Source organism: Phyllobacterium brassicacearum (assembly GCF_003010955.1).
In the GTDB taxonomy this organism is placed as follows: domain Bacteria; phylum Pseudomonadota; class Alphaproteobacteria; order Rhizobiales; family Rhizobiaceae; genus Phyllobacterium; species Phyllobacterium brassicacearum.
The window spans coordinates 354,735-376,868 of the sequence record NZ_PGGO01000002.1; the positions used below are offsets into that span (position 1 = coordinate 354,735).

Sequence of the window (22,134 nt, forward strand, 5' to 3'; positions counted from 1 at the left end):
CCAACAGGAACGACATGACTGACTTTCTTGAAGACGCCCGCCGGGTTCTGGCCGCCAATGACCGCGGTGGATACACGGTACCTACCGACCGGCTCTACCCCTTCCAGTGGAACTGGGATTCCGCCTTCGTCGCGATGGGGTTTGCCACCTATGACGTACCGCGTGCCTATCGCGAGCTGGAGCGCCTGATCGAAGGTCAATGGGCAGACGGCATGATCCCGCATATCGTCTTCCACGCGCCGAGCGACACTTATTTCCCCGGCGCGGATGTCTGGCGTACCAGTCACGACATTCCAACGTCCGGCATCACCCAACCACCTGTGTTCGGCATGGCTTTGAAAAAAGTGCATGACGCTGCGATCAATTCGGGGCTAGAAGACGCGCGAGGGCGAAGCCTTGTACTCTATGAGGCTGCGTTACGCTGGCATCGCTGGTGGTATGCCGCCCGCGATCCGAACGCTACTGGCCTCGTCGCGTTACTGCACCCCTGGGAAAGCGGCAGTGACAATTCCCCAGCCTGGGACATTGCCCTTGCCCGCGTCCCCACGACAACAGAAACAATCGTCATGCGCAAAGACATTGGCCATGTTCATGCGGCCATGCGTCCGCGGGATGTAGACTACCATCGCTTCATCCATCTTGTTGACGTCTACGCCACCTGCGAATGGAATCCGGCACGGCAATGGTCAGCCGCTCCGTTCAAGGTTGCGGAAGCGCAAACCACATCGATCCTTCTGAAATCGGGTGAAGCGCTTCTCGATCTTGCGCACCAGTTTGGCCGGACATCCGATGCCAAGGAGCTTGAGGCGTTCAATAGGCGGTCGCGTCGCGCCCTGCTCGCACAATGGCGCCCGCACCTGCGCCGGTTTGTTTCTCGCGACCTCATTTCTGGCACCGATATTGATGCGCCAACGCAAGCCTGTTTCTGTCCTCTCCTGGCTCTCGATCTGCAACCAGCAATTCGCGAAGCTGCAATTGAAGAGATGGAATTGTGGTCCGAAGGGCTTACCGTGCTCTTTCCATCGACCCAGCCAAATTATCCGGGGTTTGAGGCAAAACGCTATTGGCGCGGACCGGTCTGGGCGATCGTCAACTGGTTGCTGATCGATGGGTTGCGCCGAAACGGCGCGATCGAGATGGCTGAAAAGTTGCGGCATTCAGCGGTAGAGGCCATCGAAAGGAATGGCTTTGCCGAATATTTCGATCCACTAACAGGCGAGGGCTGCGGCGGTTTGGGTTTTTCGTGGACGGCCGCGTCTTACATTGTTCTTTCGAACAGCGGAGAGTGGCCAACAGTGTGATAGCGCTCGACGGTCTACAGAATCCGTGCGCTGACACAGAGGGGTTCTTCTCTATTCATCGGGCAGGAACCGGCCCTGTTCTGGGCGCTGACCGTGGCGTTCACGCACAAGAGTGGTGCGCGCAGCATGTGACCTTTCCATCCGCATCGTCATGGGCATTGGCGGAACGCAGCGATGGTACGAACACAAGCAGCGCTCATGCGGATCACTGCCTGTGGATTCGCCCTCCAGGCGGCTTTGCCATGCCTTCAGGCTCCCCTCGATACCAACCTCGGTCACAATGCCCCGCGGAATTTGCTGTTTGGCGGATTTTCAGTGCTCCTTATTTGAGTATTCACAGATTACAATCAGACCGGAGCTCCAGGAGGTGGTTCAGATGTCCTCCGTCGATTCTCTCGCGGCGAGATTGCTGTCCGCTACATTGATGTTCGATCAGGCGTCGTTGGCGGCACTTGAGGCTTTGGCAGCCGAATCCGACCGTCGGCTCTTACGACGCGGTGAGGTTTTGGTTCGCGAAGGCGATCCATCTGACAGATTTTTCATCGTGCTGTCCGGTCGTTTCACGGTACACAAAGGAGGTTCGGCTGGCCCGGTCGCCGAGATCGGCCAGGGAGAGCTGGTCGGCGAGGTCGGCTTCTTCGCAGGACTGCCCCGTATGGCCACCGTCTTTGCGGCGCGTGATTCTATCGTCCTCGAAATCCGCGGGGACCACTTCGAGAAGGCGGCTGAGTTCTTGCCTAGCCTGCGACAGGCAGTCACCGTATTTCTGGCGCGCCGGTTTGCCATGCAATCTGCCAGTTCATCTCGTCTCAAGGAAGCTCCCAGGATCCGAACGCTTGCCATCGTTCCAGCCGGCGGAAGTCGCATTTCACCGGTTTTTATCCGGCACCTGCAGCAAGCGTTCGACGCGGGCACGCGCGCGCAGTTTGTCGCCCGTGCAGACATTTACGGGCGTTTTGCCGGCCTTCGGGTCGATGACCAGCCGGTCCTTAACTGGTTGAACGAGCTGGAGGCGGAAGCCGAAATCATCGTCTACGTCGCCGATGAAGAACCTAGTGAATGGACCCGGGTCTGTATTCGTCAGGCGGATGCCGTCCTGTTGACTGCCAGCGCGTCCTGTTCGCCACGCCTGAACTCGTCCGAGGAACTGGCGCTGTCGACCCATCCAACATCTACCGCCCGCCTCGTTCTGATTCACGAGAATCGCTCGGCGGCGGTCTCTGGTACATCGGCATGGCTTGATGAGCGTCCTCACGTTCGCCATCATCATCATGTTGCGCTGGAGGATGGGGCCGACATCCAACGTCTCGTCCGGTTCATTTCGGGCAAGGCACGGGGCTTTGTCGCGGCGGGAGGCGGGTCCCTCGGCAGCGCCCATCTGGGCGTCTACAAGGCTTTCACCGAGGCGGGAGCTTGCTTTGACTGTTTCGGCGGCACGAGCTCCGGAGCGGCGATGGTGGCCGGCTTTGCAAAGGGGTTGGATGCGGAGCAGATCGACAGGGGTACGCACAACATATTCGTCAGGAACCGGGCTTTTCGTCGCCCTACCTTGCCGCATTTCGCCCTTCTGGATCACAAAGTGCTTGATCGCACCCTTCGGGCTGAATACAGCGATGTTCTGATCGAGGATCTTTGGGTTCCATTCTTTGCGCTTTCTACCAATCTGAGCAGCCGTGAGCCTCATGTCCACCGTCGTGGAAAGCTCTGGCAGGCAGTTCGGGCATCCGGCTCGATCCCAGGTGTTCTGCCGCCGTTCTTTACGGCTGAGGGCGATATGCTGGTGGACGGTAGCATTATGAACAATCTACCGTTGGAACAGATGAAGGACCTCAAGATGGGTCCCAATGTCGTTGTGAGCCTTGGGTCGAGTGGTCCGCAGAAACACCACATCGACTATGATCGGATCCCCGGTGCCTCCGAGCTGACCGTCGCCCTACTAAACCCTTTCGGTCGCGCCCGCTTGCCACAAGTCCCCAGCATACTTCAGGTTATCGTCGCAAGCATGCTGGCACATCGGCCGCAGGATATTGCCACCGACGAAGACGATGTATTGGTCAGTCCGCAGATTTCAAACCCGATCGGATTCATGGATTGGAGTCGCCATTCCGAGTTGTTTTCCGATGCCTACGACTGGACGAGCCGATGGATCGAAGAACGTCTCCGCCAGAATGACCCGGGGCTACGAGCAGTTCTCGGCACCTCAGATAGTTATGAGCCTGACCCAAAAACGTAGCATCGCCATGGCAACGACCTGGGCGGTACTTTTTCGACAACCATCGCAGCCGTTCACAACTTCTAACGGACCTCTTCAACACCTGAAATTCGTTTGTATTTGCCTTCATCCCGGCGAGCGCCTGATTCTCAAGCATGTCGACCCCGTTCGCGCAGTTCACCGACTTGCGGCTCAATTTGCCGTTCATATGCTCAGAAATCGACGCGTGGGGTGTCCGGAATGGGATTCTCAAAGAGCATCCAGAACGAAACGCCGTAAGCCTTCTCGTACCAATCCTCAAAGTGACCAAGGGCGGTGCCAATGTCCGGAATGCCGTCCGGCGTTATTTGATCATCGCCGTTCGACCCACGATATAGTGCAACGACCACAGGTGTGAAGTTCATAAGCGTTGCGTCTCGCGTTTCACCGTCAGACGACCAGCCAAGTTTTATCCGCAACAGGGCAAGCGCGCTGGCAACAGCGATTTCCTCACCGTTTCGTTCGCCGACATCACTACCTTCATCCGTTCTCGCCGTGACAGCTTCGACAAGCGAACGCATCAAATTCATCCGGCGAAAGGCGAACGCTCGTTGCCGTTCGAGTAGTGCTATCTGAACCGCGGCCTCCTGCCGGTAAGCGACTTCCAACGATTGCGCTTTGTCGGCTATTTGCTGCAATCCCTCAATGTAATTGGTTGCACTCGTCATCGAGAGTTCCCTGTACCGGATTGGCCAGATGATGGCGGAAGAGAGTGGGAGTCGAACCCACCAAAGACCGTTTCTCGGCCCCTCCCGGATTTGAAGTCCGGACGCCCCACCGGGGACGAATCTCCTCCAGAAGTAACTCTTGTTCTCAAAGTGTCTTCCTTCACATTGGTGAAGAAATCCAGGCGATTCCAGTTGACACGACGAAGATCGCCACGACGCGTAGTAACGCTGTGGCGATCCAGGAAATCAAGGACGTGGATTGCCACCTTGCGGCCATTTTGGACGCGGTCACGAAACTGCGCGGCACTAAACCAGCCATTCTCTGCGGCCGCACTGATCTCGGCGATGATTGTAACCATAGTTGCAATCGTGTCTCGCAGGAAGAAATGGTCGTGCGCCACTTCATGTACCTGGCCGAGCCGGCTAGCCAGCTTCAGCAGCCTCCGCACTTGTGGCTCGGGGACCGCGAGCAACTCGGCGATGTCGCGGACACGCGGCGGACGGAACCGCCCCGCCCCGTCCAGTAACGGCTTGATCTCATCCCAGATCCGCTCGTCGGCCGGAGCCATCGTTACTTCGTGACCGGCCAGGCGGACCCACGCTCCGTCAAGCGCAATCTCTCCTGCACCGACAAGATTTTGCAGCGCCGCGCGAAACGCAGGCAGCGCGAGGCGCGGTTCAAGCTGTGTCCGCAGGCGCTCGATACCGATTCCCAATAGATCCGGATTATCGGCATGGAACGCTTCGAGCCGATCCAGAATATCTTGCCGGAATTTGCCCCATTGCCCGGACGACATCGCCAGAACAAAAGTCTCCAGGGGCAACTGCACCGCACCCAACGCCTCGGTCGATGCCGTGACATCGGCCATCGCCAGAGCCCTGTCGCGGGCAAAGGCGGTGATATCGAGGTGGAATGGCGGCGTTGCGAGCAATGCCTCGATTGCACGTACCGGATCCACAACGGCATGTGCATCGAGCTGCGCCCATCGCTCGGGGGTACGGCGTTTACGTGCCGGGGCGCGCAAATCCAGAAACCGCCCGCCTCCGATAGTGCGCCGGGCGGAGGTATCACGAACGACATAACGATCCCCTACGGCTGCAGCGATCGGCCGGTCCAGCACAAGCTGTATGCGGCTTCGCGTTCCGGGCGCGACCGGTTCGTCGCTCAGCAGCACGATGCGGGCCCCGAGCTCGGCCGATGCATGATGAAGCCGCACGGGAAACCAGTGGCTGATAGGCTTTCGTTCGGACCCAAGTAAGCGCAGCGTCGCATCAATGCGGTTCGTTGGTGCATGCAAGCTTCGCTCAATGATCATGTCACCGCGGTTGATGGCTGCCTTGGTCACGCCATCGCCGGCGAGGTTGAGGGCGCAACGATCACCGGCAGCGCCATTCTCGCTCGGCCGGTTCTGGGTGTGGATCGCGCGGACACGCGCCACAAGGCCTGACGGACTGACGGTCACATGATCATCGACCGACACTGTGCCTGAAAGCACGGTTCCTGTGACAATTGTCCCAGCTCCGTGGATTGTGAACGATCGGTCGACCGCCAACCGGAAACGGCCGATGGTCTGACGTCGGGTAAAGCAACGGGCAGCACCCACAATCGACTCGCGCAACATTGCGATGCCCAGCCCCGAAACAGTCGAAACCGCAACGATCGGCGCATCGCGAAGCGCCGTACCAGCGAGTTCATTTCGCATCGCGGCTTCGACCTCGGCGACTCGGTCTTCCTGCACGAGATCGGCCTTGGTGAGCGCGACAAGGCCACGCTCTACCCCGAGAAGATCAATGATAGCGAGATGCTCACGCGTTTGCGGCATCACACCATCATCGGCGGCGATCACAAGCAGGACGAAATCGATACCGCTGGCACCAGCAAGCATGGTGTGGATGAATTTCTCATGCCCCGGCACGTCGACGAAGCCAATCGTCTCCGCCCCCTCCACGGGCATATACGCAAAGCCGAGATCGATCGAAATGCCGCGAGCCTTTTCCTCCTTCAGCCGATCCGTATCGACGCTGGTCAGCGCCTTGACCAGCGATGTCTTGCCATGATCGATATGCCCTGCGGTGCCGATGATCATGGAAAGCTTGCCTTTAACGGTTCGGGCAACGGCATCGCGGCAAGACGTTCAGCCCGAGCGAGCTGATTGGCATCGAGCGCGGTACGCGCAACCTCGAAGAAAGGCGTAGCCAGACTGCTACCGCCCGCGCGCGCTCTCAACAACCACGCCAACGCCTCGACGGGATCGCGAGGGACACCGTTTCCCAGATGATAGGCAGCGCCGAGCATCGCCTGTCCATCGGCATCGCCGGCATTTGCGCCACGCCGCCACCAGAAAACAGCCTCGACCGGATCACGCGGGACGCCGATCGCGTTGTGATAAAGCATGCCCAGCCGTGTCATCGACGCAGCAGAGCCTTGTTGCGCAGCAGCAAGTGCCCATCGACGCGCCTCCCCAGGGTCCGGTTCTATGATTTCGCCTTCCAGCAGCATCCAGCTCAACATGTCCTGGGCCTCGCGGTCGCCCTGCGCAGCCGCGCTGCGGTAGAACGCCGCCGCCCGATCAGGATCTGGCTCAATCCCTTCGCCCTTGAACAAAAGCGACGCAAGATTGCGCTGCCCGACCGGATCACCGGCTTCCGCCGACAATGTCAGCCAATCGCGGGCAAGATCGGGGTCCCTTGCGACACCCAGGCCTCCGGCAAAGCATGCACCGATATTGTTTTGAGCCCGCGCATTGCCGGCATGCGCCAGGTGTTCCCATAGGGAGAGGGCTGTCGCGTAATCACCTCGCGCCGCGGCCGCCAAGGCAACCGCCATCTCGTCGTCCGGGGACGCGCCGTTTCCTGACAGTTTTCGCGAGAGCCGGCTAAGAAGGTTCATCGTCCGTACCCTCTTTGAACGATGGATCAATGCCCGCAAGATTGGCGGCAAAACCTGCTTCGTCATCAAGGCAGCGCATGTCCAACAGCAGCGATCCTCGCTCTATACGGCCAATGACCGGCATCGGGAGCTGTCTAAGCGCAGCCGCCAGCCCGGCAAGTTTGCCTCCGCCGCCATCGACCGGTGTCAGGGCCAAGCCTGCGCTCGGTATCGTGGAAAGCGGCAACGCACCCGAACCAATCTGGCTCTCGCATGCAACAACGGAGACATTGAACGCACCATTCAGGGCACGCACAAAGACCGGCGCCAACCGTTGTGCTTGCGCGTCGATTTCGTCTCGTGAACGGGTCAGCAGCCGGAGGGTGGGCAGCCGCTCACACAGGCGATCCGGATCGCGATAGAGTTGCAACGTCGCCTCCAGCGCCGCCAGCCGAATCTTGTCGACACGCAGCGCGCGTTTCATCGCGTTCTTGTTGATCACGTCGATGAGTGTTTTGCGACCCACGATGAACCCGGCCTGCGGGCCACCAAGAAGCTTGTCGCCGGAGAAAGTTACCACGTCCGCACCGTCACTGACGGCCTCGCGCACGGTCGGCTCGTGTGCGAGCCCAAAACGGCCGAGGTCCATCAAGGTGCCGGAACCAAGGTCATTGACCAGAGGCACACCCTTCTCGCGAGCTATGCTGGCCAGCTCGCGCGCGCCAACTTCCTTGGTAAAACCCTCGATGCGGTAGTTGGAGGTGTGGACTTTCATCATAAGGCCCGTGTTGGGACCAACGGCGTTGATGTAGTCCTTTGTATGTGTGCGATTTGTGGTGCCTACTTCGACAAGGTTGACACCAGCACGCGCCATGATATCCGGCATGCGGAAGGCTCCGCCGATTTCGATCAACTCACCGCGTGAGACGATGGCTTCCCTGCCCGCTCCAAGACTGTTGAGCACCAGCAGGACAGCTGCGGCATTATTGTTAACGACGGTTGCGTCTTCCCCCCCTGTGAGTTCGCAAACGAGCGCGCGCAGATGATCATCGCGTTCACCGCGCTTGCCGCTTTCAAGATCGAATTCAAGGGCGACGGCTTCGTGCATAGCCTCCGTTGCCGCGTCGATCGCTGCCTGCGCGAGGAGCGCGCGGCCGAGGTTGGTATGCAGCACGGTGCCCGTCAAATTGAACAGGGGCCGGAGCGTCGAGCGGCCACCTGCGTCAAGTCTGGCGAGTGCAGCAACCATGATGACTTCCTGACCAGGAACATTGTGTCCTTTGCGGACCTCGTTGCGCATATCGGCCACAGTGGCCCGTAAGGCTTCAGTGAGGGCCTGCCGTCCGTACCGTTCGATTGCAGCTGTGGCCGATGCAGATTTCAGAAGCTGATCCACCGAAGGAATGCTGCGCAGACTGGCATTGCTATCCATTGCCCTCTCCTAAAATCCGGCGAGTAATGGGGAAAAGCCGCCGCGATGATAAGGCCCTTCACGCATCAGGAGATCGAGGCTGAGACTTGCCACGTCATCGGCAACCGGATCAGCATCCGGCTCCTTGTTCTGATACAGGATCTTCGACCAGTGATGGCACTCATCGCAGGTTTCAGCCTTGATCGCCCCACCCTGCCCGTCGACCTCCTGATAGCCGATCCCCTTGGTCGAGCCACAAAGTACACATTTGACGCGGACATAGTGCCAGAGCGTGCCACACAGGGAACAAGAGCAAAACCGGGCACCGTGCGAACCGGGCCAGCCAACGACCATGGACGATACGGGCATGCCACCGCAGACGGGGCAAACACCATCCGCGACTGGCGCCAATGCGGCCACATCGAGAACCGATGCGAGGCGGGCGAAATGCACCTGAAGCGCTGCCCAAACAAACACATGCTCGGCAATCGCATCTCCCGGCAAAGTGTTGGAGAACACCGTTTCAGCCATCGCAAGGCGTTCCAAAGGCTCGGCTGAGGTCACGCGGGCCAGTGCCTGCGCGGCCGCAACCGGCTTCTCGATTGCGGAAGCAGCGGCAAACAGGCGATCGAAGAGGGTACGGACTGTCCCGTCCGCTGCAACCTGGCTCCTGTCGAGCTGCGGCATCGCGAACTCGCGCGCACGCGCTAGCGTATTGGCGTCCGGGCCGTTCGGGAGAGGCAGACCTGCCTGAATATCGTGCTGGGCTTGCGTAAGATCCGCAAGAAATCTCAGATACGGTGCAAGATTGCTGGTTTCAGCCAACTGGCGCAAACGTGCCGCCCTGACCGAGAAAAGCAAGGAAGGACCGGGAAGGCACGCAAACGGCGGTGATGAAATATTCCCAATCGCCGTTGGATCCGGCACGATCGCGCTTTTGCGACTCATAGCACTCCCTCACGAACCACCCGGGCCACGTGGACCGAGATTTCTCATCTCGCTAACGCCTCTATTCGGCAGGCGTTCTTCCAGATTTGCCTTTTGACGATTTCGCCACCAGCTCACGCAACCATTTGCGGTGATGCCGCCATGCCCAGCCGCCACTCACGGAACCGCGGGTCATCGCCCTTATTGTACCACGCACCCAGATCGCTGCGTAGACATGAATGATCCAGACGCTGATAATCACAATGGCCGCGATCGAGTGCACGAGCACGGCCCACCGCTTCTGTCCAATCGTGGTGAACTCGAAAAAATACTGATCCCAGATCACGATGCCGGTCGTTATCAGCACGATGATCAGAACCGACATAGCCCAGAAAACGAATTTTTGCCCGGCATTGTACTTGCCCACTTCCGGCAAGCGTTCGTCGTGTCCAGTCAACACATCGCGAATGCGTGCGAGCCAGGTACCATCTTCCCGCTTCCAGAGATTGGCTTTCCAGAAGCGGAGAAACAGGCCGAAGAAGCTGAAGAACAACAGCACGCCGATCCACGGATGGATCACACGCGTCAGCGGGCCGCCACCAAAGAGTTCCGTCAGGAAAAACAGAGCTGGGTGGAACAGGGCCAGGCCGGACAGCGCCAGTAGCACAAGGCTTGTTGCCGTAATCCAATGATTGACACGTGCTCCGGGCGTGTAGCGATCGACCGTGACCGGTTTGCCGGCATGGATTTTGTCGCCCTTCCCGACGTCATAGTCCGTGCTCATGGGCGCCGCTCCTCTCCCGTCAGCTTCTCAGCTGCCTCTTCGTCGGCTTCGGAAACACGGTTCGGACCGGAAACCAGATAGTGCATGAAGCCGGTCGCCGCAGCGATACCGATCACGGCGAGCCCGGCGTATTTGGTGACGCCCTTCCAGGCCTCGACGATCGGGCTAATCCTCGGATTGTTCGGCAGATCGGCGTAGATTTCCGGCTTGTCGGCATGGTGCAGCACATACATGACATGCGTGCCTCCAACGCCGGGCGGATCGTAGAGACCTGCATTGGCGAAGCCACGCGATTTCAGATCGGTAATGCGACCCTCCGCATGCTGCTTCATCTCTTCCTTGGTACCGAACACAATCGCTTGCGTCGGGCAAGCCTTGGCACAAGCCGGCCCTTGTCCGACAGCCAGCCGGTCGGAACAGAGTGTGCATTTGTAAGCGGTATGATCGACCTTGGAGATGCGCGGAATATTGAACGGGCATCCCTTGATGCAATAGCCGCAGCCGATACAGTTCTCGTGGACGAAATCGACAATTCCGTTGGAGTACTGGACGATGGCGCCGGGGGCCGGGCACGCCTTGAGGCAGCCTGGATCCTCGCAATGCATGCAACCATCCTTGCGGATGAGCCACTCCAGGTTGTTTGTCTCAGGGTTCTCCCATTCGCTGAAGCGCATCAGAGTGAACATGTCCGGTGTGAGATCATGCGGGTTGTCGTAGACACCGGTGTTGATCCCGATCTCCGGGTGCGTGTCGTTCCACTCGATACAGGCTGACTGGCACGCCTTGCAGCCGATGCATTTGGAGACGTCAATAAGCTTTGCCACCTCCGTCTGACGTTGCGCGGGCGGCGTCACAGTTGACGCCGACCGACGGATCAAATCCTGATCGCCGAATTTCGGGGGCTCAGGCCGGGTGGAGGGATTTGGAACAGGCTGGAACATGGCTGCCGTCTCCTATGCCACCGGCCCGGCAACGGGCTCGATATTGACCAGGAACGCCTTGTACTCAGGCGTCTCGATATTGGCGTCACCGACGAAAGGTGTCAGCGAGTTCGGACCGAAGCCCTTTTTCGCGGCCCCTGTGAAACCCCAATGCAGCGGAATACCCACCACATGTACCGCTTTACCATCGCACATCAGAGGTTTGATGCGCTTGGTCACGACCGCCTTTGCCCTGATCGATCCGCGCTTGGACCAAACGCGCACCCACCCGCCTTTGACAATGCCTTTCTCGCTGGCCAATTCTTCCGATATCTCGACGAAAAACTCTGGCTGCAGGACCGCATTCACCCAGACATGTTTGGTCCAGTAGTGGAAGTGCTCGGTAAGACGATAGGACGTTGCCGCATAAGGGAACTCTTCCGAGGCGGGCTCGGCAAACTGCTCGAAGTCGCCCTTGAATACCCGAGCGGCGGGATTGCCGCGCACATTCGGTGCAACAAGGTTGGTGACAGGCGACTCGAACGGTTCGTAGTGCGCTGGAAATGGTCCGTCGCGCATCATGCCGCGCACGAACAGGCGTGATACGCCCTCAGGGTTCATAATGAATGGGCCGACCTCGGACGGCTTGGCTGTGGGTGCAATATCCGGCACATCATAGCCTGACCATTTCTGCCCGTCCCACTCGATCAACTTGCGGCTTGGGTCCCACGCCTTGCCATTCAGGTCCGCCGAAGCACGGTTGTAGAGAATGCGGCGATTGACTGGCCATGAGAACGCCCATTTGGAATAGGCTCCTGTCTCGTCCGGATCGGACGTGTCGCGCCGGGCCATGTTGTTGCCGTTCTCATTGAAGCAACCCGAGTAGATCCAGCAGCCGCACGAGGTTGAACCATCGTCCCGCAAAGCAGCGAAACTCGGCACGCGCTTGCCGGCTTCAACCACCACCTTCGTGGGGTCAGTCGGGTCGTATAGCGTGGCATAGGCTTTACCGTTAAGTTCCTTGGCCAGTTCTTCCGCAGACGGCTCGGCCGGATCCGCATAGGCCCAGTCGAGATTGACGATCGGATCGGGAAACACTCCGCCCTCCTTGCGGTAGAGCTCCTTCAGCCGGATATGAATCTGCGCCATGATCCAATTATCGGTCTTTGCTTCACCGGGAGGCGTACCTCCTGGCCAATGCCACTGCAGCCAGCGCCCGGAATTGGTGAGCGAGCCCTCGTCTTCGGCAAAGCAGGTCGAGGGTAATTGGATTACCTCCGTCTGAATTTGCGAAGGATCGACATCGTTGAATTCACCGTGATTTTCCCAAAACCGTGCTGTTTCCGTGTCCAGTGGATCCATGGTGACGAGGAACTTGAGCTTCGACAGGGATGCGGTCAGTTTCGTTCTGTTCGGAGCCGCGAGCAGCGGATTGAACCCCTGACACATATATCCAGTCATCTTGCCCTGGTTCATGAGCTCGAACGCCCGCAACACATCGTAACCCGGCACATCGAGCTTCGGCAGCCAGTCATAGGCAAAGTGGTTCTCCGGCGTTGCCGCAGAACCCCACATGGACTTCAAGACGCTGACAAAGAACTTCTTGTAGTTCTGCCAATAGCTCATCTGGTTCGGCCTGAGCGGCTTGAAGGCGCGTGTCGACATGTAGCTGTCGAAGTCCACTTCCTTCTCGGTCGGCAGCGTCAGATAGCCCGGGAGCAGGTTGGACATCAGGCCAACGTCTGTCAGGCCCTGAATGTTGGAGTGCCCTCGCAAAGCATTCATGCCCCCGCCACGCACACCGATATTGCCGAGTATGAGCTGCAGCATAGCCATCGAGCGGATGTTCTGCGAGCCTTTCGAATGCTGTGTCCAGCCAAGAGCGTACATGGATGTCATTGTCTTGATCGGAGAAGAGCATTCCGAGATCATCTCCGCGACCTTCAGGAACTTGTCTCTTGGCGTGCCGCAGATGCGTTCGACCATTTCCGGCGTATAGATGGAAACATGGGTTTTGAGGAGATTCCACACGCAACGCGGGTTTGTCAGCGTGTCGTCGACCTGGGCATAACCATCTTCGCCGATCACATATTCCCAGCTCGATTTGTCATAGTCGCGCTTTGTCTCGTCGTAACCGGAAAACAGGCCGTCCTTGTATTCAAACCCGTCTTTGACGATGTAGGTAGCGTTGGTGAACGCCTTGACGTAGTCCCAATGCACTTTGTCGTTCTGGATGCAATAATTGATCACACCGAGCAGAAATGCGATGTCCGAACCTTGACGAATCGGAGCATATACATCTGCAACCGACGCAGAACGCGTGAAGCGCGGATCAACGACAATCAGCCTTGCGCCACGGTTTGCCTTGGCTTCCGTGACCCATTTGAACCCGCAAGGGTGCGCTTCGGCAGCATTACCTCCCATGATGACAACAAGATCGGTGTTCTTGATGTCGGTCCAGGAGTTCGTCATTGCACCACGGCCAAATGTTGGGCCCAAACTGGACACCGTTGGGCCGTGTCAGACACGCGCCTGGTTATCGAATACCAGCATTCCGGCGCTGCGCACGACTTTATAGGTCGCAAACGCCGTCTCGTTCGTTGTTGCAGAAGCGGCAAGAAAGCCCGTTGTTGTCCAGCGATTTACAGTGACACCGTCATTGTTTTTCTGGACGAAATTGGCGTCGCGATCATCCTTCATCAGCCGGACGATGCGATCGAGCGCATCGTTCCAGGCGATGCGCTCAAACTTGTCGGACCCTGGCTTGCGGATCATCGGATATTTCAGGCGCGTTTCGGCCTTCACGAAATCTAGCAACGCAGCGCCCTTTGGGCAGAGTGTGCCGCGATTTGTCGGATGGTCGGTATCGCCTTCGATATGGGTGATCTCGGCCTTTTCGCCTTTTTTCAAGTCACCCTTCGAGTACATGATGATGCCGCACGCAACGGAGCAGTACGGACAGGTGTTTCGGGTTTCGGTGGTGTTCACCAATTTGAAGGCGCGGATCGCCTCGGCGTGCGCCGCTTCGATCTCGCCGAAGCCAAAGGCTCCAAGTGCCGTACCCGCAACACCCGCGCCAGCCGCTCCAAGAAATTGGCGTCGCGAGAGTTCCATGTTCATAGCATGTTACCTCCCTTTGTGCCGGCCCTGCCATATGTGTGCCGGCAATTTAGATACTTGCTCGGTGATTCAAGATACCAATCACCAAAGTTCCAGTTTAAATGCTACCTGACGGTATCTAATTGTCAAATCAAGAAGTAGCGATCAAATATGAGTGCAATATTCATATTAAGTTGCGGTGAAATTGTAGAATCTAATACCCACGATATTGAATAATTTTATCACTACATCCATGGCTGAATTATATTTTACTTCTCCCTGCATTCGCACTGGCCAACGCCGACCTCGGATGACAAACTTCCGCAACGACAAATTGACGTTTGCAGTTAAGTGGATAAGAATAGAGCGTGACCTTACTTGTTGCTCCCGAGTTTCGGGGCAGTCTTCGCCGACCGTCCAGGTCCGCCCGAAGCGGCGATGCTCCTTGGCTTGTGCCTGTCCAGTCATCACAACATGCGAAATGCCGTGCGGCGAAAGAAGCTTGGCTGTATTCCATTGCGGTTGACGACATCCGATCCGATCTGAAAGACGTACTTATCGATTATGATGAACATCTGAAAAAGGTCCATGCTCTGCCACTCGCAGGCAATGTTCCAAGTCATCAGGAAGTCATTTATGAATGATCGAACCCCACCAGAACCGCTTCGTCTGACGTCACTTGCCCACGGCGGCGGCTGCGGCTGCAAGCTGGCACCTTCGGTCTTGCAGCAATTGCTGGCGGATCAGCCCGCCGCCGGGCAGTATGCCCAGCTTCTTGTCGGAACCGAAACTGGTGATGATGCTGCTGTCTGGCAGCTGGATGACAACGTCTGCGTGATCGCGACAACGGACTTCTTCATGCCGATGGTCGACGACCCCTTCGACTTTGGCCGGATCGCGGCAACCAATGCAATCTCGGACATCTACGCGATGGGCGGAAGGCCGATCATGGCGCTCGCCATTCTTGGCATGCCGATCGACAAGCTCCCAGCAGAAATGGTGCGCGAGATATTGAAAGGCGGAAACGCGATCTGCCTGGAGGCAGGCATCCCGGTTGCAGGCGGTCATTCGATCGATTCACCGGAACCGATCTACGGTCTCGCCGTGATCGGCACCTGCCCCGTGACCAGCCTGCGCCGCAACAGTGGCGCCAAAGCCGGTGACACGTTGATCCTGACCAAGGCCCTTGGTGTCGGAATTTACTCGGCAGCATTCAAAAAAAGCATGCTACCGGCAGACGCATACGCTGAACTCATTGCATCGACAACACTTCTCAATCGCATAGGCGCGGAACTCGCTCAGGATGCCGATGTACATGCCATCACCGACGTTACCGGATTTGGTATCCTCGGTCACGCACTGGAGATGGCTCGCGGGTCGAACCTGCAGATCTCCCTGCGCGCTGGCGATATCGCTCTTTTTTCACTCGCCGTGGAACTGGCACAGAAGGGTTTTGTTACCGGGGCATCCCACCGTAACTGGGCAAGCTATGGCATAGACGTCATCTTGCCCGGCGATTTTCCGGTCTGGCAACGCCACATACTGACGGATCCCCAGACATCCGGAGGACTGTTGGTTTCGTGTCGCGCCGAACGGGCGGCGGACCTGCTCCACAATATCACGGCCGCAGGCTATCCGGCAGCCCGGATCGTGGGTTCAGTGGAAACAGGCAGGCCTGGAGTAAATGTGGCAGATCAGGTAGCCCTCGGCTAGCCTACGTTCAACTATGCGTGGCGAATTCTCCCTTAGGGCCATTATTCATCCATCGCACACGACCGGATCGTCGAGAGCGTAGCGCGCACGGCAGCGCGCATCCGGAGCCTGTAAACGACTGCCGCAGGCGCTACATCATTCCAGGAGGCTGTCGCGGATGCAGCAAAGCGCCCTGAAACGCCATGCGTTTCAGGCACAGAGTGATCGTCGCATCATCAAGCAAATGCACCAAATCGGGCTGATTCGTCGGCAAGGTGAGTACACCATTTACTTGGACCCGATTTGCGCAGAATATCAACCATATGGGGGGAAGCATTCGGACCTCTCTCGATCATCGCGCCCGAACGGCTTTCGACCCTTGGTTGTAAGGGAGGACCAATCATGACGCGAATTTTGTTGCTCGCGGCAAGCGCCGCGGCGTTGTCGCTCGGCGTGTCGCACGCTTTTGCGCAATCTGGTAACGTCGAGAAAGCGGTCGGCGGCTACAATTTCGATGAAGCCGCAAAGGAGGCTGCCAGCACCAAGGATTTCCATTCGGCCGATGGACATTTGACCTTCGCCATTGTGACGCACACCGCTGGTAATGGCTTCTTCGACCCCGTCTATGTCGGGGCAACCGTTGCTGGCAACCTGATCGGCGCCAAGATCCTGCTGCTCGGTTCGGAATCCCCGACCGACGACCCGGCCCGTGAAATTGAGATCCTGAACCAGATTGTGCAGGACCCGACGATCGATGGGTTGATCATGACGACGCCGCAGGCCGGTGCCTATAACGACATCGTCAAGGCGGCTGAAGCGAAGGGCATTCCGGTAGCTACCACCAATTCCTTTGACGGGACGATCCTCAGTCGCAGCGCCATCGGCCATACCGGCCAGGACGCCTCCGCCGCCGCAATTGCCGGTGAGGCGCTTGTCAAATGCCTCGCGGACAAGGGCATTGAAAAGGGCTCGATCGTCCTGCCCTCTTCGACCGCAATGGGCAATATCGAAGTAAATAACCGGGTAACTTCCGCTTTCAACGCAATCGTAAAGGGCCTCAAGGACGCCGGCAAGCTGGAGAACTTCAAGGTCGACGCAGGACCCGAGAACACCGGCATCGACACCAATCCGAATGACCCTGTGAATGGCATCGTTACGTTGTTTGAGTCGCGCGGAGACGTAGTCGGTGCATTCGCTGGCAACAATGTGTTTACGCCGGCACTCGCCAAGGCGGTCGCACAGGCCGGCATGACGGGCAAGATCTGCGCCTATGGCTTCGATCTCGGACCTGCTCAGCAGACCGCACTCAAGAGTGGCGACCTTACAGGCGCGCTCGGTCAGCAGCCATTTCTACAGGGCTTCTGGCCGGTCATGCAGCTTTATCTGCAGATCGACCGCGGCATCGCGGCGGCCAATCTTGACACGCGCGCTCAACTCGTGACCCAGGAGACGGTCGTAAACGTCGGCAAGCGCTTCGAGAACTGATGCACCTCGGAATGTCCCAGATCAACGTGGGAGGCTGCGTGTCCTCCCACAGCATGCTACGACCTGGAAGTCGGATCGAAGAGCAATGGCGCGTGGAGCGATGACAGGCCTCGGCCCCGCACCGTCTCAAATCGCCGGCGGCTGGGAGGCGGGACTTCTTGCACTGCTCTTGCTGCTTTATCTTGGTGGAGCAGTTGTTAATCCCGCATTCTTCGGGTCGACTGAGGCGTTCCATGCCGTGTTACGGGACACGTCGCGCGTTGCCATAATCGCTGTTGGAATGACTTTCGTCATCATCAACAAGGACCTCGATCTCTCGGTCGGCTCGACGTATGGTCTCATCGCCGTCGTTTTTGCAAGGCTCTATGCGCCGAGTTTTCTCGATCTTGACGTGGTTACGTCTGTGGTTGTCTGTATTCTTCTCGGCATTGTGATCGGCCTCACCAACGGCGTCCTCGTCACAAACCTAAAGGTTCCAGCGTTTATCGCCACCCTGACAATTCTGTTCATTGGTCGCGGGTTTGTGCTTGCACTCACGCATGGCCAGTCGATTTACTATCCCGAAAAGGCAAAAGAATATCCGCTGTTTTTCCACCTCGGCGAGACTAACCAGTTCGGCTTCAACAACCAGATCGTGATCTTCGTCGCTGTTGCCGCAATTGGCGCCCTTGTGCTGGCAAAGACGCGCTGGGGTTATGAAACCTTCGCTACCGGTGGCAACGAACAGGCGGCGGTCTACGCCGGCATACCGACGAACTGGGTGCGGATCCGTGCTTATTTGATCTCGTCACTCTGCGCTACGCTGGCTGGTTTGCTATCGGCTACCCAGGACAAGGGCGTCACACCCCTTTATGGCGTCAGTGGTGAGTTGACCGTCATCGCCGCGGTAATCATAGGTGGCGCCTCGATTCTCGGTGGCAGGGGCCGTGTGATCGGATCATGCCTTGGCGCGACGCTGGTCGTCCTGCTCGACAAGGTGTTGCGTGAGGGGTGGCCGATCACGCGCGTCATCAGGATCGGCGACGATGACGTGACGGTCAATGCGATCTACTCCCTCCCTGTTGGCGCGGTGCCGGTCTTCCTCGGGTTAGTGCTGGTCATCGCGGTACTCATTGAGCCTCATCTCATTCGACGCCAGCTTGCGGCGCGTTTCTGGTCATGGCTCCTCGGCAAGCCAGCGCCGCCTGCCTACGAGACCGGCGGAATCGCGCTCGAAGGGGTTCAGACCAAGGGCGCGAGAATGACGGACATAACGGTATCAGAAACACAACTCGGCAGGTTTTTTGGACGACGAGATTCGCTCGCCATCGTTCTGACTGTTTTGCTATGGCTTACGGGTGTGGTTCTCAGACCCGATTATTGGTGGAACCTTTCGAACACCTTTGCCATTTTGCTCAACTATTCCGAACTGGCGTTGATCACCATCGGGCTAACCTATGTTATCGCGGCCGGCGATATCGATCTCTCTGTTGGAGCGGTCCTTGCATTGGCCGGGAGCACCGCCGCCTACTTCCTGAAGGTTCTCGGAGCGGACCCCTTCACTTCGGTCGCGATGGGCTTGCTCGCCGGGATGGCCGCCGGACTTTTCAATGCTGTCGTGACAGTCGGTTTCAAGCTACCGGCATTTATTGTCACGCTTGGCATGTTCTATATCGCGCGCGGCCTTGCCGCCTGGTTCGTTGCCGGCCAGCAGCTCACCGGATGGCCCGAGGGCTATAACCTGCTCGGCCGCAAAGTGAATGACATCCTCCTGCACTTCCAAATCTCGCTGCCACCCGGAATCCTTCGCACGATAGCCGAGGTGGTCAGCGTTCAGACGATCTGGATGTTTTTCATTGCACTTATCGCTGGCATCGTGCTCGCTTATACGCCATTCGGGCAGAAAGTCTTTGCCACCGGCGGCAACATCCGCGCCGCTGCCTATGCCGGCATCAATGTAAGCCGGGTGCGCTTCATCTCCCTCATGTTCGCAGCGTTCTGCGCAACCATGACTGGCATTATCAATGTCGCATATTTTCGTAGCTTCAATCCGGTCGCCGGCCAATATCGCGAACTGGACGCCATTGCCTCCGTCATCATTGGCGGCGGATCGATCTTCGGAGGTTACGGTACCATCATCGGCGCACTTGCCGGCGCCGCCGTGATCACTCTTGTTCGGGCGCTCCTGCAGCTCAACGTCCAAGGCTTCAGCATGCCGCAACACTGGATCAACGTGTTCATCGGCGTCATCCTCATCATAGCGGTGCTGATCGATATCTGGGTGCGCAATGCCAATATTTTCGGGCGCCTGCGAAACCGCATCGCAAAGGGCGCCACAACACCGGAAACCACTCATGGCTGACACGACGCAACCCGAGCCGATCATCGAAATGCGGGGCATCGAAAAAGCCTTCGGCGCCGTGCAGGCGCTCCGCAATGTTGACCTTCAGCTCTATCCTGGCGAGATCCTTGGCCTTGTCGGTGACAACTCGGCCGGCAAATCGACACTTATGAAGATCCTCACGGGCGCATATCAACGCGATGCGGGTGAAATCCTCGTTGCCGGACAATCCGTACACTTCAAGAGCCCACACGAAAGCCGCGACGCCGGTATCGAGATGATCTATCAGGATTTCGCGCTCTGCGGAAACATGGACGTTGGTCAGAACGTCTTCCTCGGCCGCTGGCCGCGCAAAGGCTTCTTTGTCAATTGGCGGAAGATGTATGCGGACGCTGACAAGGTGCTGAAACGGCTTAAGGTCGATGTTAACTCCGTGTATCAAAAGGTCGAAAGCCTGTCGGGTGGCCGCCAGCAATCCGTGGCGATCGCGCGCGCCATCTCGTTCGAGCCCCGTGTTGTGATCCTCGACGAGCCGACCGCCAACCTTTCCGTGATGGCGACCGAGCGCCTGCTCGAAACCATGCTGGAACTGAAAAAGCAGGGTGTTGCCCAGATAATCATCTCGCACCGGCTCGTCGACATTTTCGCAGTGGGCGATCGCGTCATGGTGCTTAAGCGCGGCGAGTATGTCGGCGACCGCTACATCAAAGATACCGACGAGCATGAGGTTCTCGAGATTATCGTTTCCGGTACACGAGAGCATGCGCTTACGGCCGATGCAGCGAGGGAGATCTGACCCTTCCTGGATTGGTTTTCCAACCGCTTTTGTTCACACTCGAGTTTCTCGCGTATCATACGCATATCCCGCTCATTTGAGCGGCGCGCGGCGTCGACTCAATTCCAGCCTGCTCCGCCACAACAATCTTTCGTGTAACAACGTTCCGTTATTCCTCCAGAAATTATCCTCGTCGCGCACATCGCATGTCAAAGTTAATGGCCAAGAGTTGCAATTGGTGACAGATTTCGATCAGCGATCCAGGTAGCGGATGTAGCATGAAGCGCACACGACTTTCGAATTTCCTCCGGCAGCGACGCTTGATCCGAAAACTCGCCCGCCGGTCGGCCCGTCGAAGTGGAACCGAGACATGGATGTATCGTGACCATGTTTGCACCATCGCCATGGATGCAAACAGTGGTCTGTTTGTTGAAGGAATTGCAGGCATCGATCACGGCCCAACCCTTTCCGCCGCAAACGCGGACGAATTACGGATAGCCATCCATGATGCTGTCGATGCCTATTTGATCGCTGGCGAGGCCGATAGGGCAAATTGACCATTAATGGGTGCCATTGCAGCCGGCCCGGCCGCAGCCTTGCCTGGTACACGATAGTTAACACATTAACGGCGATCGTGGCCAGAACCGCGTCTATTTGTTCGCCTGCGCAATCGCACGGATCACCTCATCGATATTGTGCGGTTCGATATCGAGTTCCTTCAGGCCCGGGAGATCGAGGGCTGCCACATTGTCATGACGCATGAGATCGATCTGGTTGCGCGTGAGGGGAACTGCCGGAAGGAATTCCGCCACCCGGGCCAAAACGTTCCAGACCTCAAAGGGGATCGGTAACGGCCGGATCTTTACATCGAGTTGTCGGGCGATGTCCCGGACCAATTCCTCATAGGTGAAGACTCGCGGGCCGCCGAACTCGAAGATAGAGGAACCTCCGGCCCCGTTGCGGTCGATCAGATGGCCGATGGCTTCCGCAACGTCTCCCACATAGACCGGTTGAAGCCGTGTCCCCCCGTTCCCAAACAGCGGATAGACCGGCAGTACGCGTATCAGCCTGACAAGCGTAGTAAGGAAAGTGTCGTCCGGTCCCGTCATGACAGACGGACGGATGATGACGCCTGGAAAGGTGCTCGCCACCGCTTGTTCTCCTCGCCCCCGTGCCCGGATGTAACTCGATTCCGATCGGGGGTCGGAGCCGATCCCCGATATGTGAATAAACTGCTCAACACTGCTATTGCGCGACGCTGCAGCGAGATCCGCCGCTGCCGTCACATGCACACGCTCAAATGTTCGGTTTCCGTGTTCGACATAAAGGCTGACGGCGTTAACAACAGTCTTCGAACCGGCGACGGCCAAGGCCACCGAGGCGGGATCAAGGATATCCGCCCGGACGGCTTCCGGAGCCCTTGTATCCGACGAAAAGCGTGCGGCCACCTGATCCGGGTGCCGGGATACGGCACGGACGGTGAAGTCTTTTTCGAGGAGCCGTCTGACGATCCTGCGGCCCAGAAAGCCGGTTCCGCCGAAGACGGTGACAATACGTTCTGAGATCGAGCGGTCACTATTCATCTGTGTGGCCTCCATTGGGCGGGCATATGCCGTCAGGGATAGTCGGGGC

General features: G+C 58.0%; 15 protein-coding genes, 1 tRNA gene and 1 pseudogene. 7 read left to right on the forward strand and 10 right to left on the reverse strand.

Translation table 11 applies throughout. The annotated features are described in order from the left end of the window. The first annotated feature begins 14 nt into the window (after window positions 1–14). Window positions 15–1,301: an MGH1-like glycoside hydrolase domain-containing protein gene (locus CU102_RS04620; RefSeq protein ID WP_106709829.1), complete on the forward strand. Its 1,287-nt coding sequence runs from the start codon at window positions 15–17 to the stop codon at window positions 1,299–1,301. A 376-nt stretch (window positions 1,302–1,677) separates the two neighbouring features. Beyond that, window positions 1,678–3,534, forward strand: coding sequence for a patatin-like phospholipase family protein (locus tag CU102_RS04625; RefSeq protein ID WP_166648463.1), 1,857 nt, complete (start codon window positions 1,678–1,680; stop codon window positions 3,532–3,534). A gap of 191 nt (window positions 3,535–3,725) precedes the next feature. Here CU102_RS04625 and CU102_RS04630 read toward each other — a convergent pair whose 3' ends face one another. From CU102_RS04630 to fdnG, 9 genes and pseudogenes are all read right to left on the reverse strand, one after another. Continuing rightward, window positions 3,726–4,220 (reverse strand): hypothetical protein, encoded by a 495-nt coding sequence (locus CU102_RS04630; protein ID WP_106709833.1) that lies wholly within the window; start codon window positions 4,218–4,220, stop codon window positions 3,726–3,728. A 32-nt stretch (window positions 4,221–4,252) separates the two neighbouring features. Continuing rightward, window positions 4,253–4,348: transfer RNA gene (locus tag CU102_RS04635), tRNA-Sec, on the reverse strand. 81 nt (window positions 4,349–4,429) lie between these two features. After that, window positions 4,430–6,307, reverse strand: a pseudogene (gene selB / locus CU102_RS04640) (selenocysteine-specific translation elongation factor); the annotation flags it as partial. Then, window positions 6,304–7,047: a tetratricopeptide repeat protein gene (locus CU102_RS04645; protein WP_425351520.1), complete on the reverse strand. Its 744-nt coding sequence runs from the start codon at window positions 7,045–7,047 to the stop codon at window positions 6,304–6,306. The pseudogene selB and the gene CU102_RS04645, both read right to left, overlap by 4 nt. Window positions 7,048–7,096: 49 nt before the next feature. Further along, window positions 7,097–8,521, reverse strand: a complete 1,425-nt coding sequence (gene selA, locus CU102_RS04650) for an L-seryl-tRNA(Sec) selenium transferase (RefSeq protein WP_106709837.1) — start codon at window positions 8,519–8,521, stop codon at window positions 7,097–7,099. Window positions 8,522–8,530: 9 nt separating this feature from the next. Next, on the reverse strand, window positions 8,531–9,448 hold the full coding sequence (gene fdhE, locus CU102_RS04655; RefSeq protein WP_106709839.1) for a formate dehydrogenase accessory protein FdhE: 918 nt from the start codon (window positions 9,446–9,448) through the stop codon (window positions 8,531–8,533). A gap of 61 nt (window positions 9,449–9,509) precedes the next feature. Next, complete coding sequence (locus CU102_RS04660; RefSeq protein ID WP_106709840.1) at window positions 9,510–10,211, reverse strand: formate dehydrogenase subunit gamma; 702 nt, start codon at window positions 10,209–10,211, stop codon at window positions 9,510–9,512. Further along, window positions 10,208–11,152 (reverse strand): formate dehydrogenase subunit beta, encoded by a 945-nt coding sequence (fdxH, locus tag CU102_RS04665; protein WP_106709842.1) that lies wholly within the window; start codon window positions 11,150–11,152, stop codon window positions 10,208–10,210. The genes CU102_RS04660 and fdxH overlap by 4 nt, the downstream gene beginning before the upstream one ends. A gap of 12 nt (window positions 11,153–11,164) precedes the next feature. Next, window positions 11,165–14,251 carry a formate dehydrogenase-N subunit alpha gene (gene fdnG / locus CU102_RS04670; RefSeq protein WP_106709844.1) on the reverse strand — a complete coding sequence of 1,029 codons (3,087 nt, stop codon included), beginning with the start codon at window positions 14,249–14,251 and terminating at the stop codon, window positions 11,165–11,167. Window positions 14,252–14,866: 615 nt separating this feature from the next. Between fdnG and selD the strand changes: the two genes are divergently transcribed. The 5 genes from selD (at window position 14,867) to CU102_RS29375 (ending at window position 21,059) form a co-directional block, all read left to right on the forward strand. After that, window positions 14,867–15,943: a selenide, water dikinase SelD gene (selD, locus tag CU102_RS04680; RefSeq protein ID WP_106709966.1), complete on the forward strand. Its 1,077-nt coding sequence runs from the start codon at window positions 14,867–14,869 to the stop codon at window positions 15,941–15,943. Between the two features lie 381 nt (window positions 15,944–16,324). Next, window positions 16,325–17,407: a substrate-binding domain-containing protein gene (locus CU102_RS04690; RefSeq protein ID WP_106709850.1), complete on the forward strand. Its 1,083-nt coding sequence runs from the start codon at window positions 16,325–16,327 to the stop codon at window positions 17,405–17,407. An 85-nt stretch (window positions 17,408–17,492) separates the two neighbouring features. Then, a complete protein-coding gene (locus tag CU102_RS04695; protein ID WP_106709851.1) occupies window positions 17,493–19,748 on the forward strand; it encodes an ABC transporter permease in 2,256 nt (751 codons plus the stop codon). Then, window positions 19,741–20,523 (forward strand): ATP-binding cassette domain-containing protein, encoded by a 783-nt coding sequence (locus CU102_RS04700; RefSeq protein ID WP_106709852.1) that lies wholly within the window; start codon window positions 19,741–19,743, stop codon window positions 20,521–20,523. The genes CU102_RS04695 and CU102_RS04700 overlap by 8 nt, the downstream gene beginning before the upstream one ends. A 257-nt stretch (window positions 20,524–20,780) precedes the next feature. Continuing rightward, window positions 20,781–21,059 carry a hypothetical protein gene (locus CU102_RS29375; protein ID WP_133624574.1) on the forward strand — a complete coding sequence of 93 codons (279 nt, stop codon included), beginning with the start codon at window positions 20,781–20,783 and terminating at the stop codon, window positions 21,057–21,059. 93 nt (window positions 21,060–21,152) lie between these two features. Here CU102_RS29375 and CU102_RS04705 read toward each other — a convergent pair whose 3' ends face one another. Continuing rightward, window positions 21,153–22,085, reverse strand: a complete 933-nt coding sequence (locus tag CU102_RS04705) for a complex I NDUFA9 subunit family protein (protein ID WP_106709967.1) — start codon at window positions 22,083–22,085, stop codon at window positions 21,153–21,155. Between the last annotated feature and the right edge of the window lie 49 nt (window positions 22,086–22,134).

Excerpts from the sequence above, each read along its gene's own strand:
- selA (WP_106709837.1), bottom strand. The coding sequence starts at position 8,521 with ATGGATAGCAATGCCAGTCTGCGCAGCATTCCTTCGGTGGATCAGCTT.
- CU102_RS04695 (WP_106709851.1), top strand. The coding sequence starts at position 17,493 with ATGGCGCGTGGAGCGATGACAGGCCTCGGCCCCGCACCGTCTCAAATC.
- CU102_RS04645 (WP_425351520.1), bottom strand. The coding sequence starts at position 7,047 with ATGGCGGTTGCCTTGGCGGCCGCGGCGCGAGGTGATTACGCGACAGCC.
- CU102_RS04700 (WP_106709852.1), top strand. The coding sequence starts at position 19,741 with ATGGCTGACACGACGCAACCCGAGCCGATCATCGAAATGCGGGGCATC.
- CU102_RS29375 (WP_133624574.1), top strand. The coding sequence starts at position 20,781 with ATGAAGCGCACACGACTTTCGAATTTCCTCCGGCAGCGACGCTTGATC.
- CU102_RS04705 (WP_106709967.1), bottom strand. The coding sequence starts at position 22,085 with ATGAATAGTGACCGCTCGATCTCAGAACGTATTGTCACCGTCTTCGGC.
- fdxH (WP_106709842.1), bottom strand. The coding sequence starts at position 11,152 with ATGTTCCAGCCTGTTCCAAATCCCTCCACCCGGCCTGAGCCCCCGAAA.
- fdhE (WP_106709839.1), bottom strand. The coding sequence starts at position 9,448 with ATGAGTCGCAAAAGCGCGATCGTGCCGGATCCAACGGCGATTGGGAAT.
- selD (WP_106709966.1), top strand. The coding sequence starts at position 14,867 with ATGAATGATCGAACCCCACCAGAACCGCTTCGTCTGACGTCACTTGCC.
- CU102_RS04620 (WP_106709829.1), top strand. The coding sequence starts at position 15 with ATGACTGACTTTCTTGAAGACGCCCGCCGGGTTCTGGCCGCCAATGAC.
- CU102_RS04625 (WP_166648463.1), top strand. The coding sequence starts at position 1,678 with ATGTCCTCCGTCGATTCTCTCGCGGCGAGATTGCTGTCCGCTACATTG.
- CU102_RS04690 (WP_106709850.1), top strand. The coding sequence starts at position 16,325 with ATGACGCGAATTTTGTTGCTCGCGGCAAGCGCCGCGGCGTTGTCGCTC.
- CU102_RS04630 (WP_106709833.1), bottom strand. The coding sequence starts at position 4,220 with ATGACGAGTGCAACCAATTACATTGAGGGATTGCAGCAAATAGCCGAC.
- CU102_RS04660 (WP_106709840.1), bottom strand. The coding sequence starts at position 10,211 with ATGAGCACGGACTATGACGTCGGGAAGGGCGACAAAATCCATGCCGGC.